Annotated in this window: 15 protein-coding genes, 2 tRNA genes and 1 other RNA gene; 2 read left to right on the forward strand and 16 right to left on the reverse strand. The window is 46.0% G+C overall.

Annotated features, from left to right (window positions below; translation table 11 throughout):
- Positions 1–9: 9 nt before the first annotated feature.
- From C1I38_RS04770 to C1I38_RS04785, 4 genes are all read right to left on the reverse strand, one after another.
- On the reverse strand, positions 10–627 hold the full coding sequence (locus C1I38_RS04770; protein WP_119776074.1) for a 4Fe-4S dicluster domain-containing protein: 618 nt from the start codon (positions 625–627) through the stop codon (positions 10–12).
- 14 nt (positions 628–641) lie between these two features.
- Entirely contained in the window at positions 642–3,548 is a 2,907-nt protein-coding gene (locus tag C1I38_RS04775; protein WP_243103733.1) for a molybdopterin-dependent oxidoreductase, read from the reverse strand.
- A gap of 138 nt (positions 3,549–3,686) precedes the next feature.
- Positions 3,687–4,358 (reverse strand): response regulator transcription factor, encoded by a 672-nt coding sequence (locus C1I38_RS04780; RefSeq protein WP_119776070.1) that lies wholly within the window; start codon positions 4,356–4,358, stop codon positions 3,687–3,689.
- A gap of 17 nt (positions 4,359–4,375) precedes the next feature.
- Positions 4,376–5,497, reverse strand: coding sequence for a sensor histidine kinase (locus C1I38_RS04785; protein ID WP_119776069.1), 1,122 nt, complete (start codon positions 5,495–5,497; stop codon positions 4,376–4,378).
- Positions 5,498–5,558: 61 nt separating this feature from the next.
- On the opposite strand from C1I38_RS04785, the gene C1I38_RS04790 reads away from it, so the two are divergent.
- Both C1I38_RS04790 and C1I38_RS04795 read left to right on the forward strand, forming a co-directional pair.
- A complete protein-coding gene (locus C1I38_RS04790; protein WP_119776067.1) occupies positions 5,559–5,747 on the forward strand; it encodes a hypothetical protein in 189 nt (62 codons plus the stop codon).
- Between the two features lie 128 nt (positions 5,748–5,875).
- Complete coding sequence (locus C1I38_RS04795; protein WP_119776066.1) at positions 5,876–6,289, forward strand: hypothetical protein; 414 nt, start codon at positions 5,876–5,878, stop codon at positions 6,287–6,289.
- 45 nt (positions 6,290–6,334) lie between these two features.
- Here C1I38_RS04795 and C1I38_RS04800 read toward each other — a convergent pair whose 3' ends face one another.
- The 12 genes from C1I38_RS04800 to C1I38_RS04855 form a co-directional block, all read right to left on the reverse strand.
- Positions 6,335–7,177 (reverse strand): DUF6544 family protein, encoded by an 843-nt coding sequence (locus C1I38_RS04800; RefSeq protein ID WP_119776064.1) that lies wholly within the window; start codon positions 7,175–7,177, stop codon positions 6,335–6,337.
- Positions 7,178–7,181: 4 nt separating this feature from the next.
- Positions 7,182–7,640, reverse strand: a complete 459-nt coding sequence (locus tag C1I38_RS04805; RefSeq protein ID WP_119776063.1) for a MarR family transcriptional regulator — start codon at positions 7,638–7,640, stop codon at positions 7,182–7,184.
- Between the two features lie 403 nt (positions 7,641–8,043).
- Positions 8,044–8,408: RNase P RNA component class A (gene rnpB / locus C1I38_RS04810), an RNA gene on the reverse strand.
- A 383-nt stretch (positions 8,409–8,791) separates the two neighbouring features.
- Positions 8,792–9,946 carry a Nif3-like dinuclear metal center hexameric protein gene (locus C1I38_RS04815; protein ID WP_119776061.1) on the reverse strand — a complete coding sequence of 385 codons (1,155 nt, stop codon included), beginning with the start codon at positions 9,944–9,946 and terminating at the stop codon, positions 8,792–8,794.
- Positions 9,931–10,773 (reverse strand): class I SAM-dependent methyltransferase, encoded by an 843-nt coding sequence (locus tag C1I38_RS04820; RefSeq protein WP_119776321.1) that lies wholly within the window; start codon positions 10,771–10,773, stop codon positions 9,931–9,933. The genes C1I38_RS04815 and C1I38_RS04820 overlap by 16 nt, the downstream gene beginning before the upstream one ends.
- A gap of 87 nt (positions 10,774–10,860) precedes the next feature.
- Positions 10,861–10,935 (reverse strand) — tRNA-Ile (locus C1I38_RS04825).
- An 8-nt stretch (positions 10,936–10,943) separates the two neighbouring features.
- Positions 10,944–11,018, reverse strand: a tRNA-Asn gene (locus C1I38_RS04830).
- 159 nt (positions 11,019–11,177) lie between these two features.
- Positions 11,178–12,338 carry an RNA polymerase sigma factor RpoD gene (rpoD, locus tag C1I38_RS04835; protein ID WP_119776059.1) on the reverse strand — a complete coding sequence of 387 codons (1,161 nt, stop codon included), beginning with the start codon at positions 12,336–12,338 and terminating at the stop codon, positions 11,178–11,180.
- Positions 12,325–14,160, reverse strand: coding sequence for a DNA primase (gene dnaG, locus C1I38_RS04840; RefSeq protein WP_119776057.1), 1,836 nt, complete (start codon positions 14,158–14,160; stop codon positions 12,325–12,327). Before dnaG ends, rpoD begins: the two co-directional genes overlap by 14 nt.
- Positions 14,161–14,287: 127 nt before the next feature.
- A complete protein-coding gene (locus C1I38_RS04845; protein WP_119776056.1) occupies positions 14,288–15,277 on the reverse strand; it encodes a deoxyguanosinetriphosphate triphosphohydrolase in 990 nt (329 codons plus the stop codon).
- A gap of 448 nt (positions 15,278–15,725) precedes the next feature.
- Positions 15,726–18,398, reverse strand: coding sequence for a pyruvate, phosphate dikinase (gene ppdK, locus C1I38_RS04850; RefSeq protein WP_119776054.1), 2,673 nt, complete (start codon positions 18,396–18,398; stop codon positions 15,726–15,728).
- Complete coding sequence (locus C1I38_RS04855) at positions 18,391–19,221, reverse strand: pyruvate, water dikinase regulatory protein (protein ID WP_119776053.1); 831 nt, start codon at positions 19,219–19,221, stop codon at positions 18,391–18,393. Before C1I38_RS04855 ends, ppdK begins: the two co-directional genes overlap by 8 nt.
- Between the last annotated feature and the right edge of the window lie 16 nt (positions 19,222–19,237).

Genomic DNA, 19,237 nt, shown 5'->3' on the forward strand with positions numbered 1-19,237 from the left:
GCCCCTTTCTTAAGTTAAATAGTACACGGACGGGCCGGTACCTTTTTCTTCAAGCATCTTGACATAGTTGCGGCCTTGGATCGCTTTGCTGACTTCACTGTTCGGATCATCCAAATCTCCCCAGTAGCGGGCACGACCGATACAAAGCTCCATACACGCCGGCTCTGCACCTCTGGCAATCCGGTTCACGCAAAAAGTACACTTTTCCACCACATTATACTGATGCACCGGGGCATCGATATCACCCAGCGTATGCTCTAAATAATACTCCGGCTTGCTCCAATTAAAGCTGCGGGCACTGTAAGGGCAGGCCACCATGCACATCCGGCAGCCAATACATTTATCATAATTCTGAATGACAATGCCATCCTCTTCCCGTTTGTAGGTAGCTCCTACAGGACAAGCTTTGACACAAGCAGGATTTTCACAGTGCTGACAGTTCATCGGTACATACTGTATTTTTGCATTTGGGTATGTGCCCGATGCCGTATCCATTCCTTCTCCGCCAACGGTCAATACCTTGTTCCACCAAATATGATTAGGCAAGTTGTTATTGGACTTACATGCCACCGCACAGGCATGACAACCAATACAACGTTTTAAATCTATCGCCATTCCATAACGCATTGTTTATTCCTCCTTTACATTTTTTTAACTTCGCACAATGTGTCGAAATAGGCATTATTGGGAACCGCAGGATTAATCGCTCTGGAGGTTAAATCAGCTTCGTCTCCATCAATAAACTGATCATGCTCAAACCCATGGTTTGCAACTACCACTCCTGGACGAACAGCCGGAGTCACAAATGCCTTCAAAACCATATAACCCCGGTCATTGACTATCTTTACTGTATCTCCTTGAACAATCCCACGCACAGCCGCATCCTGAGGATTAATCTTTATAAAAGGTTCTGGCATTATTTCTAATAACCACTGAACATGTGTATAACCAGTATTTGCTTTTAATCTACTCCGTTCTGTGGCGAAGATTAAAGGATATTTGGAAAACAACGGTTTATCAGGCCAAGCTTCTATTGGCGGTTCCCAATAAGGAAGGCTTTCCTTTTTCTGATCAATTTTCTGACCATAATCGATATAGGGTTTAAAGGCTTCCTGATAGAATTGGGCACGTCCGGTAGGCGTCGGGAAAGTACCACTTCCGGCGTGAACTTCTGCACCTGTCATAAATGCGGCTCCTCCACTGGATGTAACACCTGCTGCTCCATGAACATAATCATCCGACATATAGCGCATTGTCTTTTCTTGTTTCAATTTCTCCCAGCTAATACCGACCGCCTTACAGGCATCGCTATCCATAAGTTTTGTGTAAAACTCATCTCTGGTAACAACGAACTCATCACCAAAACCCATACCTTTTCCTAGTAAATTGATGATTTCCAAATCGGGTTTGCTCTCATAAAGAGGGTCTATTGCCTTTTCAGTCATTTTAGCAAATGGGTTAAACATAGTGAGTACGCTCTCATATTCAAAGTATCCGCATACAGGTAAAACGATATCTGCGTGTTTGGCGGTATCGCTCATATATTGATCGGCGACAACAACCAAGTCCAGCTTATTGAATACTTCAATCCAAGATTTTCTCTCGGCCTGAGCTCGAAGTATATTTGCAGTGGATACAAATAAACTTTTTATAGCCATGGGTTTACCAGCATACATGCCTTCATTCAAAATATCAAGTAACTTAAGTGAAGGAATAGTTGGCCCTGGAACTTTCCCAGGTGGGTAGATAATACTTGAACAATCGAACATCGATCCTAAACACAGGCCCTGAACACCACTAACACCAGCTCCATGCTTCGCCAATTGACCTGTTACCATAGCCAAAGCATACATCGCCGCATAAGCTGGTGCCGCATTGCCCATATGGTCAATTCCTTCAGAAGCATATAAACAAGTGGGACCGGCAGCATACATACGAGCAAGTTCATAGATGGTCTCTACAGGAATGTCGCAAAGCTCAGAGGCTTTTTCGGGAGTCCATTCGGCTGTTCTTTCCAACAGCAAATCATATGCCGTGGTTACTTTAATGCCATTAATCTCAAACGTGCCATTAATAACGGGGTTGGGAATTTCCGAAGGCAAACCAACTTTCCCGTCGGCTCCTCGGACAACAATCGCGTTATTTTCAGCATTAGCTGCTCCTCCAAGATCACTCTGGCGCAAATATAAACCATCGCTTTCTTTTACCAAGAAGGGGCCAACGGTATTTTGAGCAATAAATTCCTTATCTGCCAAACCTTCCTTGACAACAATATTAATCATCGCCATAGCTAACGCAGCATCGGTAGACATCCGAATCGGTACAAACTTGTCTGCTTTAGATGCTGTAATTGTATAATTTGGGTCAATAACAATCACCTTTGCCCCGTTTTCAGCAGCTTCCTGCACAAAATGCCAATTCTGCTTGTATGACGAGGTAGGATTGGTCCCCCATATAAAGATGTATTTGGAGTTCATTATATCGGTAAGACTATTCCCGAAAAACCAAGGCCCGTAGCCAACTGCTCTGCCTGGAGCGTCCACCGCCGCCATATCAAGCATATGAAAAACAAAGGTTCCCCCCATCCAATTAAACAGCCTCTTTAAATAATTGTTTACGCAAACTGTTGAATTTCCTCCAGCAAATGAATAGCTAATACTGGAACCACCATACTCACTCAGATAGCCTTTCCATTTTTCACAAATATATTGAATGGCTTCATCCCACGAAAGCTGCTCCCATTTACCTTCACCACGCTCCCCGACTCTTCGCATCGGATATTTCAGGCGTCTTTCTTCATAGGTACGTAGCGCATGTGAGAGACCTTTTCCACAAATACGATTCCATTTCTTATCTGGAAAATCCCGTTTAGATGTTTTAACGATTTTCCCATTCCTGACATGTACATTGAGGCTGCAGCCGCCCTCACAACAGGATGGGCAAGCACCCGCGAAAATTTGCTCCTCTGGGCTAGTAGTTTGCGCGTCATCACCTGCAGCCAAAGCCTGCAGTACCGTACTTCCCGGAGACGCCGCAACCGCGCCAGCCATCGCTGCCGCAGCCGCCGTGCCTTTAAGGAAGGTTCTTCTGCCAAAATTTCTCCTCAGAATGTTTCCATCTTCTTTTCCCATCAAATTTACCTCCTTTTCGTTTAAAAGCATTTGTTGTTTTTGCAAGGCTTGGTGAAGGGCAGGCAAAAGCATTTTATCCGCTTTTTCCTTTTCAACAATGAAACAAGCGTCAATGCTTTCTAAATAATGAGCATAGACTAACTCGTCCCTGGAAAGGAGAGGAACAATTGTAAGCGTGGGGTTTTCCGTTTTGAGGCGGGCTATGGTATCTGGACAGCTTTCCTTATAGGCGAAAATATCAATAATTAAGATACCGCCGGATTTTTTTTCCACCCTTTCATATAATTCCATTAGGCTTTTGACGTGAATATACCCTTTCCTCATCAAGAAAAGCAAATCGACAATCGGCAGCCGCAGCCAGACATTGGGAACAGCTACGATTATTTCAGCTTCCTTTGCTCCTTTGTTTTCCTTCATCCATCTCACCAAAAACAACTCCTTTAAATCGTACGCGCATACAATTTGACTTTAGTTTATAAAAAAGAGATTTATCTGTCTGTCATGAAGAACCATCGATCTTCTTTCCCTATTTGGTCACGTATTCCATGACAACTGCTACATATCTTCAAATATTTTATGACGGATGGTGTATTCCACTAAATCCGCTTTCTTGAACAATTTCAGCTTTTCACTGATACGCCGTTTGTAAGTTTCAACGGTACTGGCGGATAAAAAAAGTATCTCACCAATTTCCCGACCGCTATACCCATGGGAAAGCAAACCAAGTACCTGTCTTTCTCTGGAAGATAGAACCTCAGGGGATATTTCCTTCTGAGGTACTGCCGATGGAATTGAACTCTGAACCCTGTATTTGCCGGCTATTACCTGCACACCATCTGTGCTTAAGAAAACCTCACCCCGCTGGACTTGCTCAATCGCCTTAAGCAGATCCCGGTCAGCCGCTGATTTATGAAGATACCCCATCCCGCCGGCTTCGAGGAACTTTAGCAAATAAAGCTGTTCCGGATGCATGGTAACAGCAATCACTTTAATATTCGGCAGACCTTTGATAATTCGGGCCGTGGCTTCTACTCCGTCAAAATCAGGCAGGGTAATATCCATTAGTACCAAATCCGGCTGCAAATAGAGTACTTCCTCAACCGCATCGGCTCCATTGCCTGCCTCACCAATCACCCGAATATTCGCTTTACTTTCCAGGAACATCCGCAGAGTGTCCCGCAACAGTTTATGGTCGTCTACCAAATAAATTGTTGTCTGCTTTTCCATGCTAACCTCCTACTTGCTTAAACCAAGGGCAGTAAAATATTGAGAGTTAATCCCTGATCCTTTTGATTAAGCAACCAGAATTTACCCTTAGCCAGCTTCACCCGCTCCTCCATCCCCAAAAGACCAAGGCCACTGCTTTTTCTTTCTTCCATGCCTTTACCATTATCTTCAATTTGCAGCAGAAGTTTGTTGCCTTTTACCGTCAAATTAATCATAACGGAACTGGCTCCGGCATGACGGGCGACATTGGTCAGTCCTTCCTGCACCGCCCGGTAAACGATGATCTCCACATCATCGGGTAAGCGTTCCTCCAGATTATGGTGCCTGAACTCTACCGCAATTCCCGTAGAATCTGTGTATTCCTTGATATGAGATTCCAACGCCGCCTGTAAACCTAAATTTTCTAATAGAGCAGGCCGCAAATTATGAGAAATACGCCGGACTTCCTCAAGCGTTTGCTGCGTAATATGAGAAAGACCACCGAGACGCCCTTTCACATAGTCTAAATCCTCTGATTGTTGCAGAATATTCAATTGAAGCAATATGGAGGTCAGCACTTGTCCGACCTCATCATGAAGGGCCAGAGATACCTGTCTGCGGCCATTTTCCAGCTCTTGTTCAGCTTTTTGATAAAGGATGGACAGGGATTTTTCTCTCTCTTTCAAGGCTGTGATCAAATGCGTGGTGCAATAAATATCTGATAAAAGCTGGGATATAGGCTGCAATAGCCGTAGCTCTTCCTGTAATAAGCCGTCTAAAGGAGAGGCCCCCGCCCAGCCTGCCAGCAAAACTCCCTCAATCTTATCTTCTCTTAGCAAAGGCAACAACAGGCATCTCTGCCAGATTCCGCCCTGAAAATAGCGACCGGCTGTTTCTGGAGCGTCAATATATACGGCAGCAGTCGATAAATTCCATCCGATCTGCCGCCAGGAAGAAGCAAAGTGAGAAGAGGCCGAAGAAGAATATTGTTTATGTAAAATATAGTTATTAATCTTTTGCACATAAACCGCACAACCATCTGCCTTGATAACTTCGCAAAATAACTTCGGCAGTTCTTCTTGGATCCGCAGTTGCCCATAATTCGACAGGGCTTCACTTAGCTCCAGTAAAAATGACAATAATAGTTTATTCTCCGACACGATATCCCTCCTTTTTTATATCTTTATCTTATTATAAAATATAATTCAGATGATTTCTGTCGTGAAAAACGTTACAAACCTTGACAAACTGAGCTTTTGTGAACATAACATAGATATCCCGGTAATCACAGCGAGTATTGCCGACATTACCGGGAGCATTATCGGGGAGGCGATTGAATTTAAAATTGATTTTGAAATAAGCTCATATCAAAGGGTCCGAGCCGTTTTCATTACACTAGAAACACTGTAAAATGTACTTATCTCTTTGTCCAAAGGCAAAAACAAAATATTTTGCACAAACATATGTTCCCATATATATTCCATTATATGGTATAATAAGGATGTTAGGAAATAAATTACTGAAAGGAGGTAAAACAGATGGATAACGATCAATTTCAGGAACTGGTACTAAATCAATTGAGTTCTCTTGGGAACAGAATGGAACAACTTGATAACCGGCAGGATCGGTTTGAAGAAGGGCTGCAGCAACTTTACTTTGATCAGCAACAACTCAAGGCAGGCCAGCAGCAGCTTCTCTCTGATCAGCAACAGCTCAAGGCAGGCCAGCAGCAAATCTGGACGAGTATAGATGCAATTGCTGTTAGCCAGGAGCAGATGCAGCAGGACATCCAAACAATTAAGGGGGACATCATCCATATTCGCCAAAGCCAAGCGCGTGTGGAGCATGATCTTTCTGGAAAAGTCAATGCTTTATTCGATTTCCGCGAGAGCCAGATCGAAACGAATCAACGTGTTTCTGAAAGACTAGAACGGCTTGAAGCTAAACGATAAATATTTTTGGATTGTTAGACGAGGACTTTTACATAACGGTTTTATTTACGTCGATGAAGATAAAATTTCCCCGTTAAAATAAATCAGATCACCTTCCGGATAATGCCAGACTGCCTTTAAAATGGTCGGTTTGAAGATGCCGTTCTCATTCCTCTCATAACCTTCATATACCGCAGACCAGGGGATGCTTTGCTTACTGCCGTCAAAACCTACAGCCATTCGGTCATTGGTGGTGCATTCAAGCATTTCTCCCGCTTCATTGAAGGTAAAGATGCCACTCGCGCTTATGCCGAAGGAAGTAATCGACGCTTTAGCATGCGTATCGTCAATCGCTTCCCAAGTGATGTAGTCTTGTAAGGCAATGTTCGGTACATACAAACTCTCTGCGAGCACCGTTGCCAGACAGGCCTTATCCATTTCGACACCCTTTTGGTCAAACAGCGTAAAGGCCTTGGCGATCACGCCTTTCATGGAGCCCACGCCCTGATTGTAGCTGTCGAAGCCCTGAAAAGGAATTCCGTACATCGCACTGTCAATGAAAGCCAAACGGTTTGGCGTTTCAACAAAGTTGTACTGCGTATAGTCAATGGTAAGCGTTGCCTTATCCACGCCGGTGGAAAAAGGTACGCTTTTAAATTCGGTTTTCATCCAGGACATTTTGGAAGTACCAATATAGCCGCAGTGGTTAAAATATTTTTGTACAGGCTCAGGCAGATGGGCAATATCCTGTTCGGTAAAGATTTCTGTTTCCGGTTGGGTCTTGGAAATAAGTTGGATAGCCGCCTTATTAAAGTCTGATTTTAAAGACGAATAAGGTTGGATAAAGTAAACGACGGCCAGCAAAATAATCGCTGCAAGAATACCTGCAATAACACCTAACGTTATCATTTTTTTACTCCTTGATCTCTTCATTTTCATTCTCCATCATTTCAATATTGCGACTGATCTTGACTAATCCTTGATAAAATCTATCCGTTAGTTCAGGGTCGAATCCACTAAAAATCTGCTGCATGAATTCTACTTCCCGCTGTCTGCGCGCCGCAAAATAGGTGTGAAATTTCGGAGTCAGCATAATTCGCAAAGCTCTGGCATCACTTTTATCCTTGGATATGGTGACAAATCCGTGTTCTGCGAGTGTCGCTGCCAGACGCTTGGCATTCTGCCTGGAATAGCCGATATCATCAGCCGCTTCGCTTACAGTCGGCGGCTCTTCAAAACGGGCCACACTAACCAGGAACAGCCACTGTTTAATGGTAATATTCTGATCAAAAGCATCCCCGAGCACTTGTAGCCTGTTAGCTAAAACAAAGATCATTCCGAAAATATTGGCCTGCTTTTTCATTTCGTCCATCTGATACACCTCCAGATCGTTCTTGACTGCCTCCATATAAATAGGTAACATATTACGTTTTTATTATACGTAATATGTTACCTATTTGTCAATCCTTTTGCTCAATTTGTAGAATTTGCAAGCGCTTGCAAATTCTACGGTTATTAAAATAAGTGGTTTGCCGCATTTCTTCTTTCTTCCTTTGTGATAAGCGGCGGGCATATTGTCCAAGGCGATGGTTGCCACATCTTTTCCGGCGTATTCCGAAGATCCACAGAAAGGAACAAGGAAAAATACTAAATTGCAGCATTTCTATATCCTTATAGCCTTTTTGATAAATAAAAAAACTTGGTCCCAGACCAAGTTATAAGACAGGGCAGCCAGCCCAAAATTCGTTTAATTGAAAGATGTTACCCGAAAATATAGCGGAAGTCAACCTATAAGCCGAGTTCTGTACCTCTTGTGAGGTGATGATCATCTATCTAGGACTGCCGTTACCGGCAGCCTCAAGCGACCTTACCCGGGAACAGAGCGGGCAGCTCCATCGTTCCTCTATTTGGTCTTGCTCCAGGTGGGGTTTGCAGGGCCAGCCAGTTACCTGACTGCCGGTGAGCTCTTACCTCACCTTTCCACCCTTACCGCTTGGCAGCGGCGGTATATCTCTGTTGCACTTTCCTCAAAGGGAATCTCCCTCCGCCGGGCGTTACCCGGCACCCTGCCCTGTGGAGCTCGGACTTTCCTCAGAGACGGCCTTTCGGCACTTGTCCCCGCGACCATCCGGTTGACTTCGCTATCCAATCTTACTAGATTATTTGTGTTTGGTCAAATAATTCTTAAGCGTATCTAAAGTAAATCGCCGTAATCAATTTGTTGCCTATTTCATATAGCGTATATCAGGAATGCAATGATTTGTTTCACATTAGTTGCTTCGACAAATTACGGCGTAATCACAGTATATCATTCCAAAAACAAAATTCAAGCTACAATTTATAACACTATAATCAAATTTTCCCTATAATTTTGTAATTATTTTAATTCCTAGTTATGCACAAGTTGTGAACAAATTGTGCATAACTCTTGAGGTCTTATGCTCATCCGTCCAAGAACAACCAGAGCACTATTGGAGTCAACTATAAATTTATCTTTCAGACAATTCTGTCATGTTAATAACTTTATCCACGTTTCAACCACGGCACTTTGCTCGCCGCGCTGATAACCAGTTCTACGTCATCCATTGTTCGATCGGCTCTAATATAATCGTAAAGCGCATGGATCATTGGGATTTCGCTAAGAAAATGCCCGAGCTCACCAACGGCCATACCTGATTCGAGACAATCCAGCACGTTATGGTAGCCGATTTCCCCTGTGATATATAAATCAGCGCCTTTAAAGGCAGCCTTCGCCACAAAACTGCTTCCGCTGCCATTTAATATGGCAATTTTTTTGATCTTTCTGTCAGGATCTCCTGCCAATCGCACTGAAGAACAGTCATGGCCATACTTCTCCGTAAGCTGTTTCAGAAATCCTTCCCACAAATCAGCTAGTCTGACAGGTTTCGGTAATGTTCCGATCACCCCGTATCCTCTGGGTTTTCCGGTATTCCGGAGTGGTATCAGGTCGTAAGCGGGCTCTTCATACGGATGTGCCTTATGCAAAGCCTTCACCGCCCTGCCAAGGCTGCGCTCTTCGACAATGCTCTCGAGTCGGATCTCGGGCACTCTGATCAGCTCTCCAACTTTTCCTATAGTCGGCTCGGCTCCGTCCAGCGCCCGGAACATGCCTTCACCGTTCGTCTGAAAGAAACATTCGCTGTAGGCATCACTGTGCTCGCCATCGGTAATTCCACTGCCGACGCCTTCGGTGGTCAGAGCCTTCCGGATAGTCTCGACGTGTTCTTCCGGAACAAAGGTGACGATCTTGATCAGTTTCTCAGCAGAGGTGGTTTCCAGGAACTCTGTTTTCTGCAGTCCGAGCATTTTCGCAAACATCAGGCTCGATGACAGATACGACTGATCCAGATTCGTGTGGGCAGCATAAAATGAGATCCCATTGCGGAAAAGCAAAAGGGGAACCAATGCCGCCTGGTTGTCCATTCGGAGATTCTTCAGCGGTTTAAACAGCAGCGGGTGGTGGGAAATAATCAGTTCAGCTTTTTCCGAAACAGCTTCTTCGACGGCTTCCATGGTTCCGTCCAGCGTCAGTAGCATCTTATTGACGCGCTGGGCGCTGCTGCCGACCAGGAGTCCAGGATTGTCCCAGTCTTCTGCCCAGGAACGCGGCGCTATCTTTTCGATAAGTTGTTCAACCTGGCCTACTGATACAGCCATTTTTTTATTACCTCCATCATGGCGATTTCCTGCCTGATCTGTTCTGCTTTCTGGGAAACTGCAGCCCTGTTTGTGCGCATCATTTCCAGAACGACTCTTTTGAGATTGCTCGTAGTGTCGGCAATGATGTCGTTTAACCGGGGTTCTTTGCGTTCAATGATCAGCGGTCCGAGTTGCCAGATAAAATTACGCAGCATCTGTTCCAGATCCTTTGCTGCTTCCAACGCAGGCACTCCGGTACAGTCCGCAGCAATATCCTGAATGATCTGCTTCATCCGCTGCTCGACTTCCTCTCTATCCAGGCCTTCTGAGCGGGACAGGCAAATGACGGTATACAGCCTGCCGTCTTCTTCTGTCAGACATTCTTCGCTCAGCCTCCAACCCTCGGAAAGCAGTTCGAATCTAACCCTGTTTTCTGCGCCTTGCGGCTGAAGGATCAATGTCTGGACGCTCTGCAGTACGTCCGGCTTCGTGGCTAGTATTTCAAGGATCGTCACACCTCCCATACCGGCAATGACCAATGTATCGACTTCTCCGGACTCCAGCGGAATCAGGCCGTCTCCCTGCCGGACCTGAATGTTGTCCTGCAGTCCATAGGCTTTGACATTCTCAACGGCAGATTTATAAGGCCCTCTGTGGACATCTACCCCGATCGCCTGGCAAATCACTCCGGCCTGTACCAGATAGACAGGCAGATAGGCGTGATCCGTACCGATATCCCCAACTCTGGCGCCGGCGGGCACCAGTGACGCAATTGTCTCCAGGCGGGAGCCAAGCTTTATAGCCGTTTTATTTTCCAGCTTATTATCTTGTTGTCCTGAAATCATTGTATTCCTCAATGTTATCATCCCTATAACAATAAACTCCGGCTTGCACCAGAGTTTTGTTTTTGATTTCAAATTCATTATTTTTGGTGGTGGGCCCACCTGGGATCGAACCAGGGACCAACCGGTTATGAGCCGGCCGCTCTACCGCTGAGCTATAGGCCCAAAAAATATGGCTCCCCGAGCTGGATTCGAACCAGCAACCTATCGGTTAACAGCCGATTGCTCTACCGTTGAGCTATCGAGGAAAGCCTGCGACGTTTATTATACGGAATTATTGCGCGATGGTCAAGCATGTTTTATCAATTTTATCTTGCGTTATGTGGATTTATTTCAACTTTTCTTAATCCTTTTTAGTCTTATTTATTGTCTTTAGCATAAGAAAATTTTTTAAGAAAGTCCTGATTTTAGTCTAAATAATCCTTCAGTTTTTTGCTGCGGCTTGGATGGCGGAGCTTGCGCAGCGCCTTGGCCTCAATCTGCCTGATTCTTTCTCTGGTTACGCCGAATTCCTGGCCGACTTCCTCCAAGGTCCTGGTACGTCCGTCATCGAGTCCGAAACGCAGTCTGAGGACCTTTTCTTCTCTCGGGGTGAGCGTCTCAAGGACCTCTTCGAGCTGTTCCTTGAGCAGGATGAATGACGCAGCTTCAGAGGGAGCCGGTGCATCCTCATCGGGAATAAAATCTCCGAGGTGGGAATCTTCCTCTTCCCCAATTGGTGTTTCCAAGGAAACAGGTTCCTGGGCGATCTTTAAAATCTCCCGAACACGTTCTTCCGGTATCTCCATGACCTTAGCAGTTTCATCCGGGGTCGGATCGCGGCCCAGTTCCTGCAGGAGCTGTCTGTTAACCCGGATCAGTTTGTTAATCGTTTCAACCATATGAACCGGGATACGAATCGTTCTGGCCTGGTCGGCAATCGCACGTGTAATGGCCTGTCTGATCCACCAGGTCGCATACGTGCTGAATTTAAAGCCTTTGCGGTAATCAAATTTTTCCACAGCTTTAATCAGGCCAAGATTACCCTCTTGAATCAGGTCCAGAAAAAGCATGCCGCGGCCCACATAGCGTTTGGCAATACTGACCACCAGACGCAGGTTTGCTTCGGCCAGACGGCGCTTGGCCATTTCATCCCCGGCCTCCATCTTGAGAGCCAGTTCAATCTCATCTTCCGCTGTCAGCAAAGGAACCCGGCCGATCTCTTTCAGGTACATCCTGACAGGATCGTCAATCCCTACACCTTCAGGAATGGAAAGGTCAATGTCTGTTTCACTGGCGATCTCGTCGGCAAGATCTTTTGTTTCTTTGTCGATAACCACTTCGACGCTGTCGTCAACAACATCAATACCGAGCCCGCTCAGCTGGTCATAGATCTCCTCAATCTGGTCCTCAGAAAGGTCGACCTTCTGCAAAGCATTGGCAATCTCATCATAGGTAAGATTACCCTTGGTTTTGCCCAGCTCAATTAAAGTCGAGACATTTTCCTTTTTCATTTCATCTACGGTCACGGAATTCTCCCCTTCCAGCGGGTAATTCGCAACAAATTGTTTCTTATTATTTTTCGCCACGTTTCAACCGCTCTCCTATCTCCTGGAGCAGGGCAAGCGCCCCAGCCATATCTCCAGATTTTTCCAATAAAATCATTTTGGCCTGCAAATCTTCGATCGTCTCTTTCTTCTTTGTCTCCTTAATCAAAGCAATGCAGTCCTTAAGGAGCATATCGGCTTTATCGAAATCAATGGACAATTCATATATTTCGGCAAGACGCCTTTGAACCTTCTCGTACCAGCTATCATTATCGATAAGATTCAAACTGTTTTCCGGGAAATTCTCGAAGATATATCTATGTTCCTGCAGCCTCCAAAATTCCTGATCCAGGTTGTCAGCTACTTGATTTTTATAATTGGGATTCTCCAGGATGATTCTGAGAATGGTCTGTTCGGCCCGGAAAACTCCTAAATGGACATAAGATTCCTGAAAACTGTCAATGTCCGTCCCTTCTATAGTATTTCTTTTTTTTACAGAAATATCCTGTTGTTGCGAAAAAATTTCTGGATTGCCCCTATTTCCTCTGGTTTTCTTCGTCAGGCTATCGATCTCGTGCTGAACTGCTTCGAGCGTGAGACCGAGCTCCAGACTTAAATATCTTTCATATCCTTCTTTCTCAACTATGCTTGGTACTTTAAGAATATCGGGAGCAAGCTTTCTAATCAGTTCTGCTTTATCCGGTATGGTCCGCAGGGGGGTATCCCGGATCAGCATTTTATATTTAAACTCGATAAAAGTGATGGTATTTTCGAGTTTCTTGCGAAATTCAGCGACGGTGTGCTTTTTCAGAAATTCGTCGGGGTCCTTGGCATCCTCGAACAGCAGTACCTGAATGTTCAGGCCTTCATCAAGAAGGATCTCACCCGCCCGCAGAGCTGCCTGAATCCCTGCTTTATCCGAGTCATAGCCGATTACAATCTTGCCTGCGTATTTTTTAAGCAGCCTGGCCTGATCCTTAGTCAGGGCTGTGCCGAGCGAGGCAACCGCATTTGTGAAGCCTGCTCTTTGCGCTGCAATTGTATCCATATACCCTTCAAGGAGTAAAGAATACCCTGCCTCCCTGATTCCCCGAGAAGCCAGATGAATGCCGTAAAGATTACGTCCTTTATGAAAAAATTTTGTTTCCGGTGAATTCAGATATTTAGGTGTGGAATCATCGAGCACCCGTCCGCCAAAAGCAATTGGAGCGCCTTTGACATCGAGGATGGTATAAATCACTCTGTTACGAAACCTGTCGTAATAACTGATTTCCTGCTCACTGGTTTCCCTGCGGACAGCGAGTCCGAATTGAGCCAGTTCTTCCGGTGCGACTCCTTTGTCCGCAAGTTCCCTGATCAAGCCATCCCACCTGTCCGGTGCAAAACCAAGACGGAAATCCCGGATGACTTCAGATCCAATCCCTCTGTGTTCAAAGTAAGTCAGTCCGGCCTGTCCTTCGGGACGATGCAGAAGCACGTCGTGATAGTAGCGGGCAGCCCACTCATGAATCTCCCGCCAGCGGCTGCGCTGTGCTTCGTTCTTCGTCTCCTCCGGAGAAAGCTCTCTTTCCGGCAGCTCCATCCCATACTTCCCGGCTACCTTCTTCAAAGCTTCGATGAAGGCTAAACCTTCTTTTTTCATCAGGAAAGAAAAAACATTTCCGCCGGTGTGGCAGCCAAAACAGTAGAACATCTGACGATCGGGATTTACATTGAAACTTGGAGTCTTTTCAGAATGAAACGGACAAAGCCCTTGATAGTTTTTGCCCGTACGTTTCAGCACCACATGCTCAGAGATAATTTCAACAATGTCAGCTTGGCGGCGTACTTCTTCGATAAAATCCTCAGATATTTTATGATCCATCCCAGCACGCCCTTCATGGATTTACGTTTTTCTGACAAGCCTTTATCTTTTTCGATAAACTTTTTATTTTTCCTTCTTATTCTAAGACAATTTTTTTACAATTTTTGCTTAGCATCTTATCTCCCTGCTATTCTTTAGGAATAAAAAGATGTTTGAAGATGCTGATGGCGTAGTTGTCTGTCAGACCCGCAACATAGTCGGTGATGGCTTGTTTCAGATCTCCCTCTGTCCGTTTAAGATAATCTTCCGGCAGAATTTCCGAGTGATGCAGGTAATAATCGAAAAGAATTCCCAAAACCAATCGGCTTTTGCTGCGTTCCTCCTGCAGTAAACTGCTGTAGTAGACTCTCTCAAACATAAAGTCACGGAATTCTTTCATGATTGCGGAGATTTCTGCAGACTGACAAATCGTGTCCTTGCCTTCCGAAGCCTGAATCATATCGAGAACCATGGTCGTGATCATTTCGCTGGTACTGGAGCCAATCCCTTTTCTAATCGTGGACGGAAGGTCGTCAACGGACAGAATCTCAGCCCGCAAAGCATCGTCAAAATCGTGGCAGAGATAGGCAATCCTGTCTCCGATCCTTACAATCTGTCCTTCCAGGGTTTTTGGCATTCCAGAACCGGTATGGTGCAGAATTCCGTCCAGGACCTGCTCCGTGAGGTTCAGGCCCTCGCCGTTTCCGGTAAGGACAGTGTAGATCCTGACCGACTGTTCGTTGTGTTCAAAATGGCCGATCAGGGAAGCCAGCGTTTCTTCACCGACGTGTCCAAAAGGTGTATGACCGACATCATGACCCAAGGCAATTGCCTCAATCAGATCTTCATTTAAGCTTAGCCCCCGGCCGATGGTTCGGCAGATCTGTGCGACTTCCAGGCTGTGGGTCATCCTGGTCCGATAGTGATCTCCGATAGGAGCAATATAGACCTGCGTCTTGTGTTTCAGGCGACGAAAAGGCTTGCTATGCAAAATTCTGTCTCTGTCTCGTTGGAACCTGGTTCGAACGCTGCATTCAACTTCCTCTCTCGCTCTCCTTGCTTCGGCGCTTTTCGCTGCCAGGGGCGAGAGCCGCTGGAATTCATGTTCCTCCGTTCTTAACCTGATTGACTGGGACATCTACAACCACCTTCTTCACAAGAATCAAAAGGGATTAGACGCAAAAACAAAAGAAATAGCACCCGAGGCCACAATTCCGCCACTTTCTGGCGGAATAAGCTAAGATTTTGTACTTCGTCTTTTATTTTTCGCAAAAATCCTTCAGACGTTCTTTCAATTCTTTAACTGTTTAATTCAACATTAAGTTTAAAAATCCTGCTTAAATCGTTAAATTGTATCATAGAATAAAACATTTACAAAATACTGTAAAAGTCATCTTTCACGTTTTTAGGAGCACAGACCAGTTAAAAGTACCTAGAAATAACTCACCCTTGTATTCTTCCAGTTGCCAGTTCAATAGTAAGTAAATTTACAAGATAAAAATGAGGTATTGTCTCTTAAATCACTAAAAGACAATACCCATAATCTTTTTGTTGAGTCAACTCTTTACCTTATACTATTTATTGCTTTATTTAATAAACCCTTTTTGTTTCAATGCAGCCTGCGCAGCGCCTAAGCGGGCAATCGGTACGCGGAAGGGTGAACAGGAGACATAGTCCAGGTTAATTTCCTGGCAGAATTCGATCGAGGAAGGATCTCCGCCGTGTTCGCCGCAGATTCCAATTTTGATGCCCGGATTTGCTTTACGTCCAAGATCGACGCAGATCTTCATGATCTTACCGACGCCGTCCCGATCTAAGACTGCAAATGGGTTATTGGCCAAGATATTTTGGTTCAAATAGTCGGGCAGGAATTTACCTTCAGCGTCGTCACGGGAAAAGCCTAAAACGGTCTGGGTAAGGTCGTTAGTTCCAAACGAGAAGAACTCGGCAAACGGTGCAATTTCGTCTGCGGTAAGCGCCGCTCTCGGCACTTCAATCATCGTTCCAATTTGGTAGTTGATCTTGACGCCTTCGGCTTTGATGATTTCCTGGGCAATTTCCTCGGTCTGCTTGCGCAGAATCTCGAGCTCTTTATGATGAATGACGAGCGGGATCTTGACATGCGGACGCACGTCAACTCCTTCTTTCACGAGTCTAGCTGCAGCTTTAAAAATAGCTCTGGACTGCATCGCGTAGATTTCCGGATACGATATTCCAAGACGGCAGCCGCGATGGCCGAGCATCGGATTCATCTCCTGGAGACCGCGGACTTTCTTCAGCAGAACCTCTTTAGCCTTGATTTCCTTTTGGACCTTTTCATCCTGCAGGTTGGCCGTGAGTTTTAATTCCTGAATTTCGAGAGCAAGTTCTTCACCGTTTGGCAGGAATTCATGGAGAGGCGGATCCAGCAGACGAATCGTCACCGGCAGTCCGTGCATGGCCTTCAAGATGCCGTAGAAATCGCCTTCCTGCATCGGCAGAAGTTCAGCCAGGGCGGCTTCTCTTTCGGGAAGCGTCTGGGCCAGAATCATCTTCTGGACAATCGGGATACGGGCAGGATCCATAAACATGTGTTCCGTCCGGCAAAGTCCGATGCCCTGGGCACCAAATTCTCTCGCTTTGGCGGCATCAGGCGGATTATCGGCGTTAGCCATAACCTGAAGCTTTCTGATTCCATCTGCCCACTCCAGAATTTTTTGGAATTCACCGCTTAAGTCAGGATCCTTCATCGGGACAGTTCCTCTGATGACCCGTCCTGTTGCGCCGTCGATCGTAATCTCGGTACCTTCGGGATAAGCATCATCGCCAATCACGAAGATCTTGTCGGCAAGGTTGATTTTCAAAGCATCACAGCCGCAGACTGCAGGTTTGCCCATATGTCTGGCTACAACAGCAGCGTGGCTGGTCATGCCTCCCCTGCTGGTCAGAATCCCTTGGGCTGCGAGCATGCCATGAATATCATCCGGGGTGGTTTCCGTACCAACGAGAATGACTTTTTCTCCGGCCTGGCCGAGCTTTTCAGCTTCGTCCGCACTGAAGATAATCTTGCCGGAAGCTGCTCCCGGTGAGGCAGGCAGTCCTGTCGCTACGACGTCGAGCTTGGCGGCATCGTCGATTCTGCGGTGCAGCAGTTTTTCTAATTGATGCGGATCAATTCTCTCGACTGCTTCTTCCTTGGTGATGAGACCTTCCTGACAAAGTTCGACAGCAATGCGGATCGCAGCAGAAATCGTACATTTTCCGTTACGGGTCTGGAGTATGTAGAGTCTGCCTTTTTCAATCGTGAATTCGATATCCTGCATGTTTTTATAATGGTTCTCCAGATTCTTGGCGATTTCGCTGAACTGGCGGTAAATTTCCGGATTGTCATTTTGCAGGCTGTCAATCGAAAGCGGTGTACGGATACCTGCAACGACGTCCTCACCCTGGGCATTCATCAAATATTCCCCATACAAGTGTTTTTCCCCAGTTGACGGGTTCCGGGTAAAGGCCACGCCCGTACCAGAGTCATTACCCATGTTGCCGAATACCATTGACTGGACGTTGACGGCGGTGCCGTAGCTGTCCGGAATACCGTTGGCTTTCCTGTACACGATCGCCCGGTGGTTATTCCAGGATTTGAAAACGGCGGTGATCGCTTCCTTAAGTTGTTCATACGGATCATCAGGAAATGGTACGCCGGTCTCCTGCTTAACAAGCGCTTTAAACTTAACCACAAGTCCTTTCAGGCTTTCCGGAGAAAGCTCGGAATCGAACGTTACACCCTGTTTTTCTTTGACTTCTTCCAGGATATTCTCAAATTTGTGACTGGCGATTCCAAGTACGACATCGCCAAACATTTGGATAAAACGTCGGTAGCAGTCAAAAGCAAATCTCTCATTGCCTGTTGCCTTGCTGACGCCGCTGGCTGTTCCTTCGTTCAAACCGAGGTTCAGGATTGTATCCATCATCCCGGGCATGGAAACCCTCGCGCCGGAACGGACCGAAACCAGAAGTGGGTTTTCGGGATCGCCAAATTTCTTGCCGCTTGCTTTCTCGACATCCTGGATCGCGGGAAGGATCTGTTCCCATAATCCTCCGGGCAGCTGCTCACCGCAGTCATAGTATTCGAGGCAGGCTTCTGTGGTAATCGTAAAGCCTTGCGGGACATTCAGTCCGATGTTGGTCATTTCAGCCAGGTTTGCTCCCTTGCCTCCAAGAAGGTTTTTCATGTCGGCACTGCCTTCACGAAACAAGTACACATATTTTTTGTCAACCATCTTTTCTCAACTCCCCGTTTATTGTTACTTTCTGCAGGATCACACTTGCGGTTTCTTCGACCGCTTTATTGGTGGTATCTATGATTACACAGCCAATCTTTTTCATGATCTGTTTGGCATAGTCGAGCTCCTCCATAATCCTGTTTAGATTGGCATAATCGGCGGATGCTCCCAGTCCCAGCGTTTTCAGCCGTTCACTGCGTATTTGGTTCAGTTTTTCCGGGCTTAAGATCAGCCCGAAGACTTTATTCCGGGGAACTTCAGACAGTTCCCGGGGCGGTGTCACTTCCGGCACCAGCGGTATATTCGCAGCCTTAATCCCTTTATGGGCAAGGTACATACTTAGCGGTGTTTTCGAGGTCCGGGACACACCTATTAGGACAACATCAGCATATAGCAGTCCTCGCGGGTCCTTGCCATCGTCATATTTAACTGCAAACTCCACAGCCTCTACCTTCCGAAAGTACTGTTCATCCAGCCGATGCGTAACATTCGGTATATTTTTGGGATCAAGTCCGGTTTTATCAGCCAATGCCGAAATCAGCGGACTCAAAATATCGATGGTTATTAAATTTTTTTCTCTGGCCCTTCGTTCTATGTAGAGCCTTAGGTTTGTCAGAACCAGCGTGTAAACGAGAATTGCCTGTTCCTCAACCGCTTCTTCCAGGATCTCGTCAATATGGATTTCATCCTGGACATAAGGCACCCGGCGAATTTTTGTCTTTATTCCGTTAAACTGTGCTGCTGCCGCCCTGCTGACAAACTCTGCCGTCTCTCCCAGCGCATCGGAAATCACATAAATTACCGGGATTTGATCGGTCACCGAAACACCCCCTCAC

Origin of the sequence: Dehalobacter sp. 12DCB1 (assembly GCF_004343605.1) — a bacterium.
Taxonomy (GTDB): Bacteria; Bacillota; Desulfitobacteriia; order Desulfitobacteriales; family Syntrophobotulaceae; genus Dehalobacter.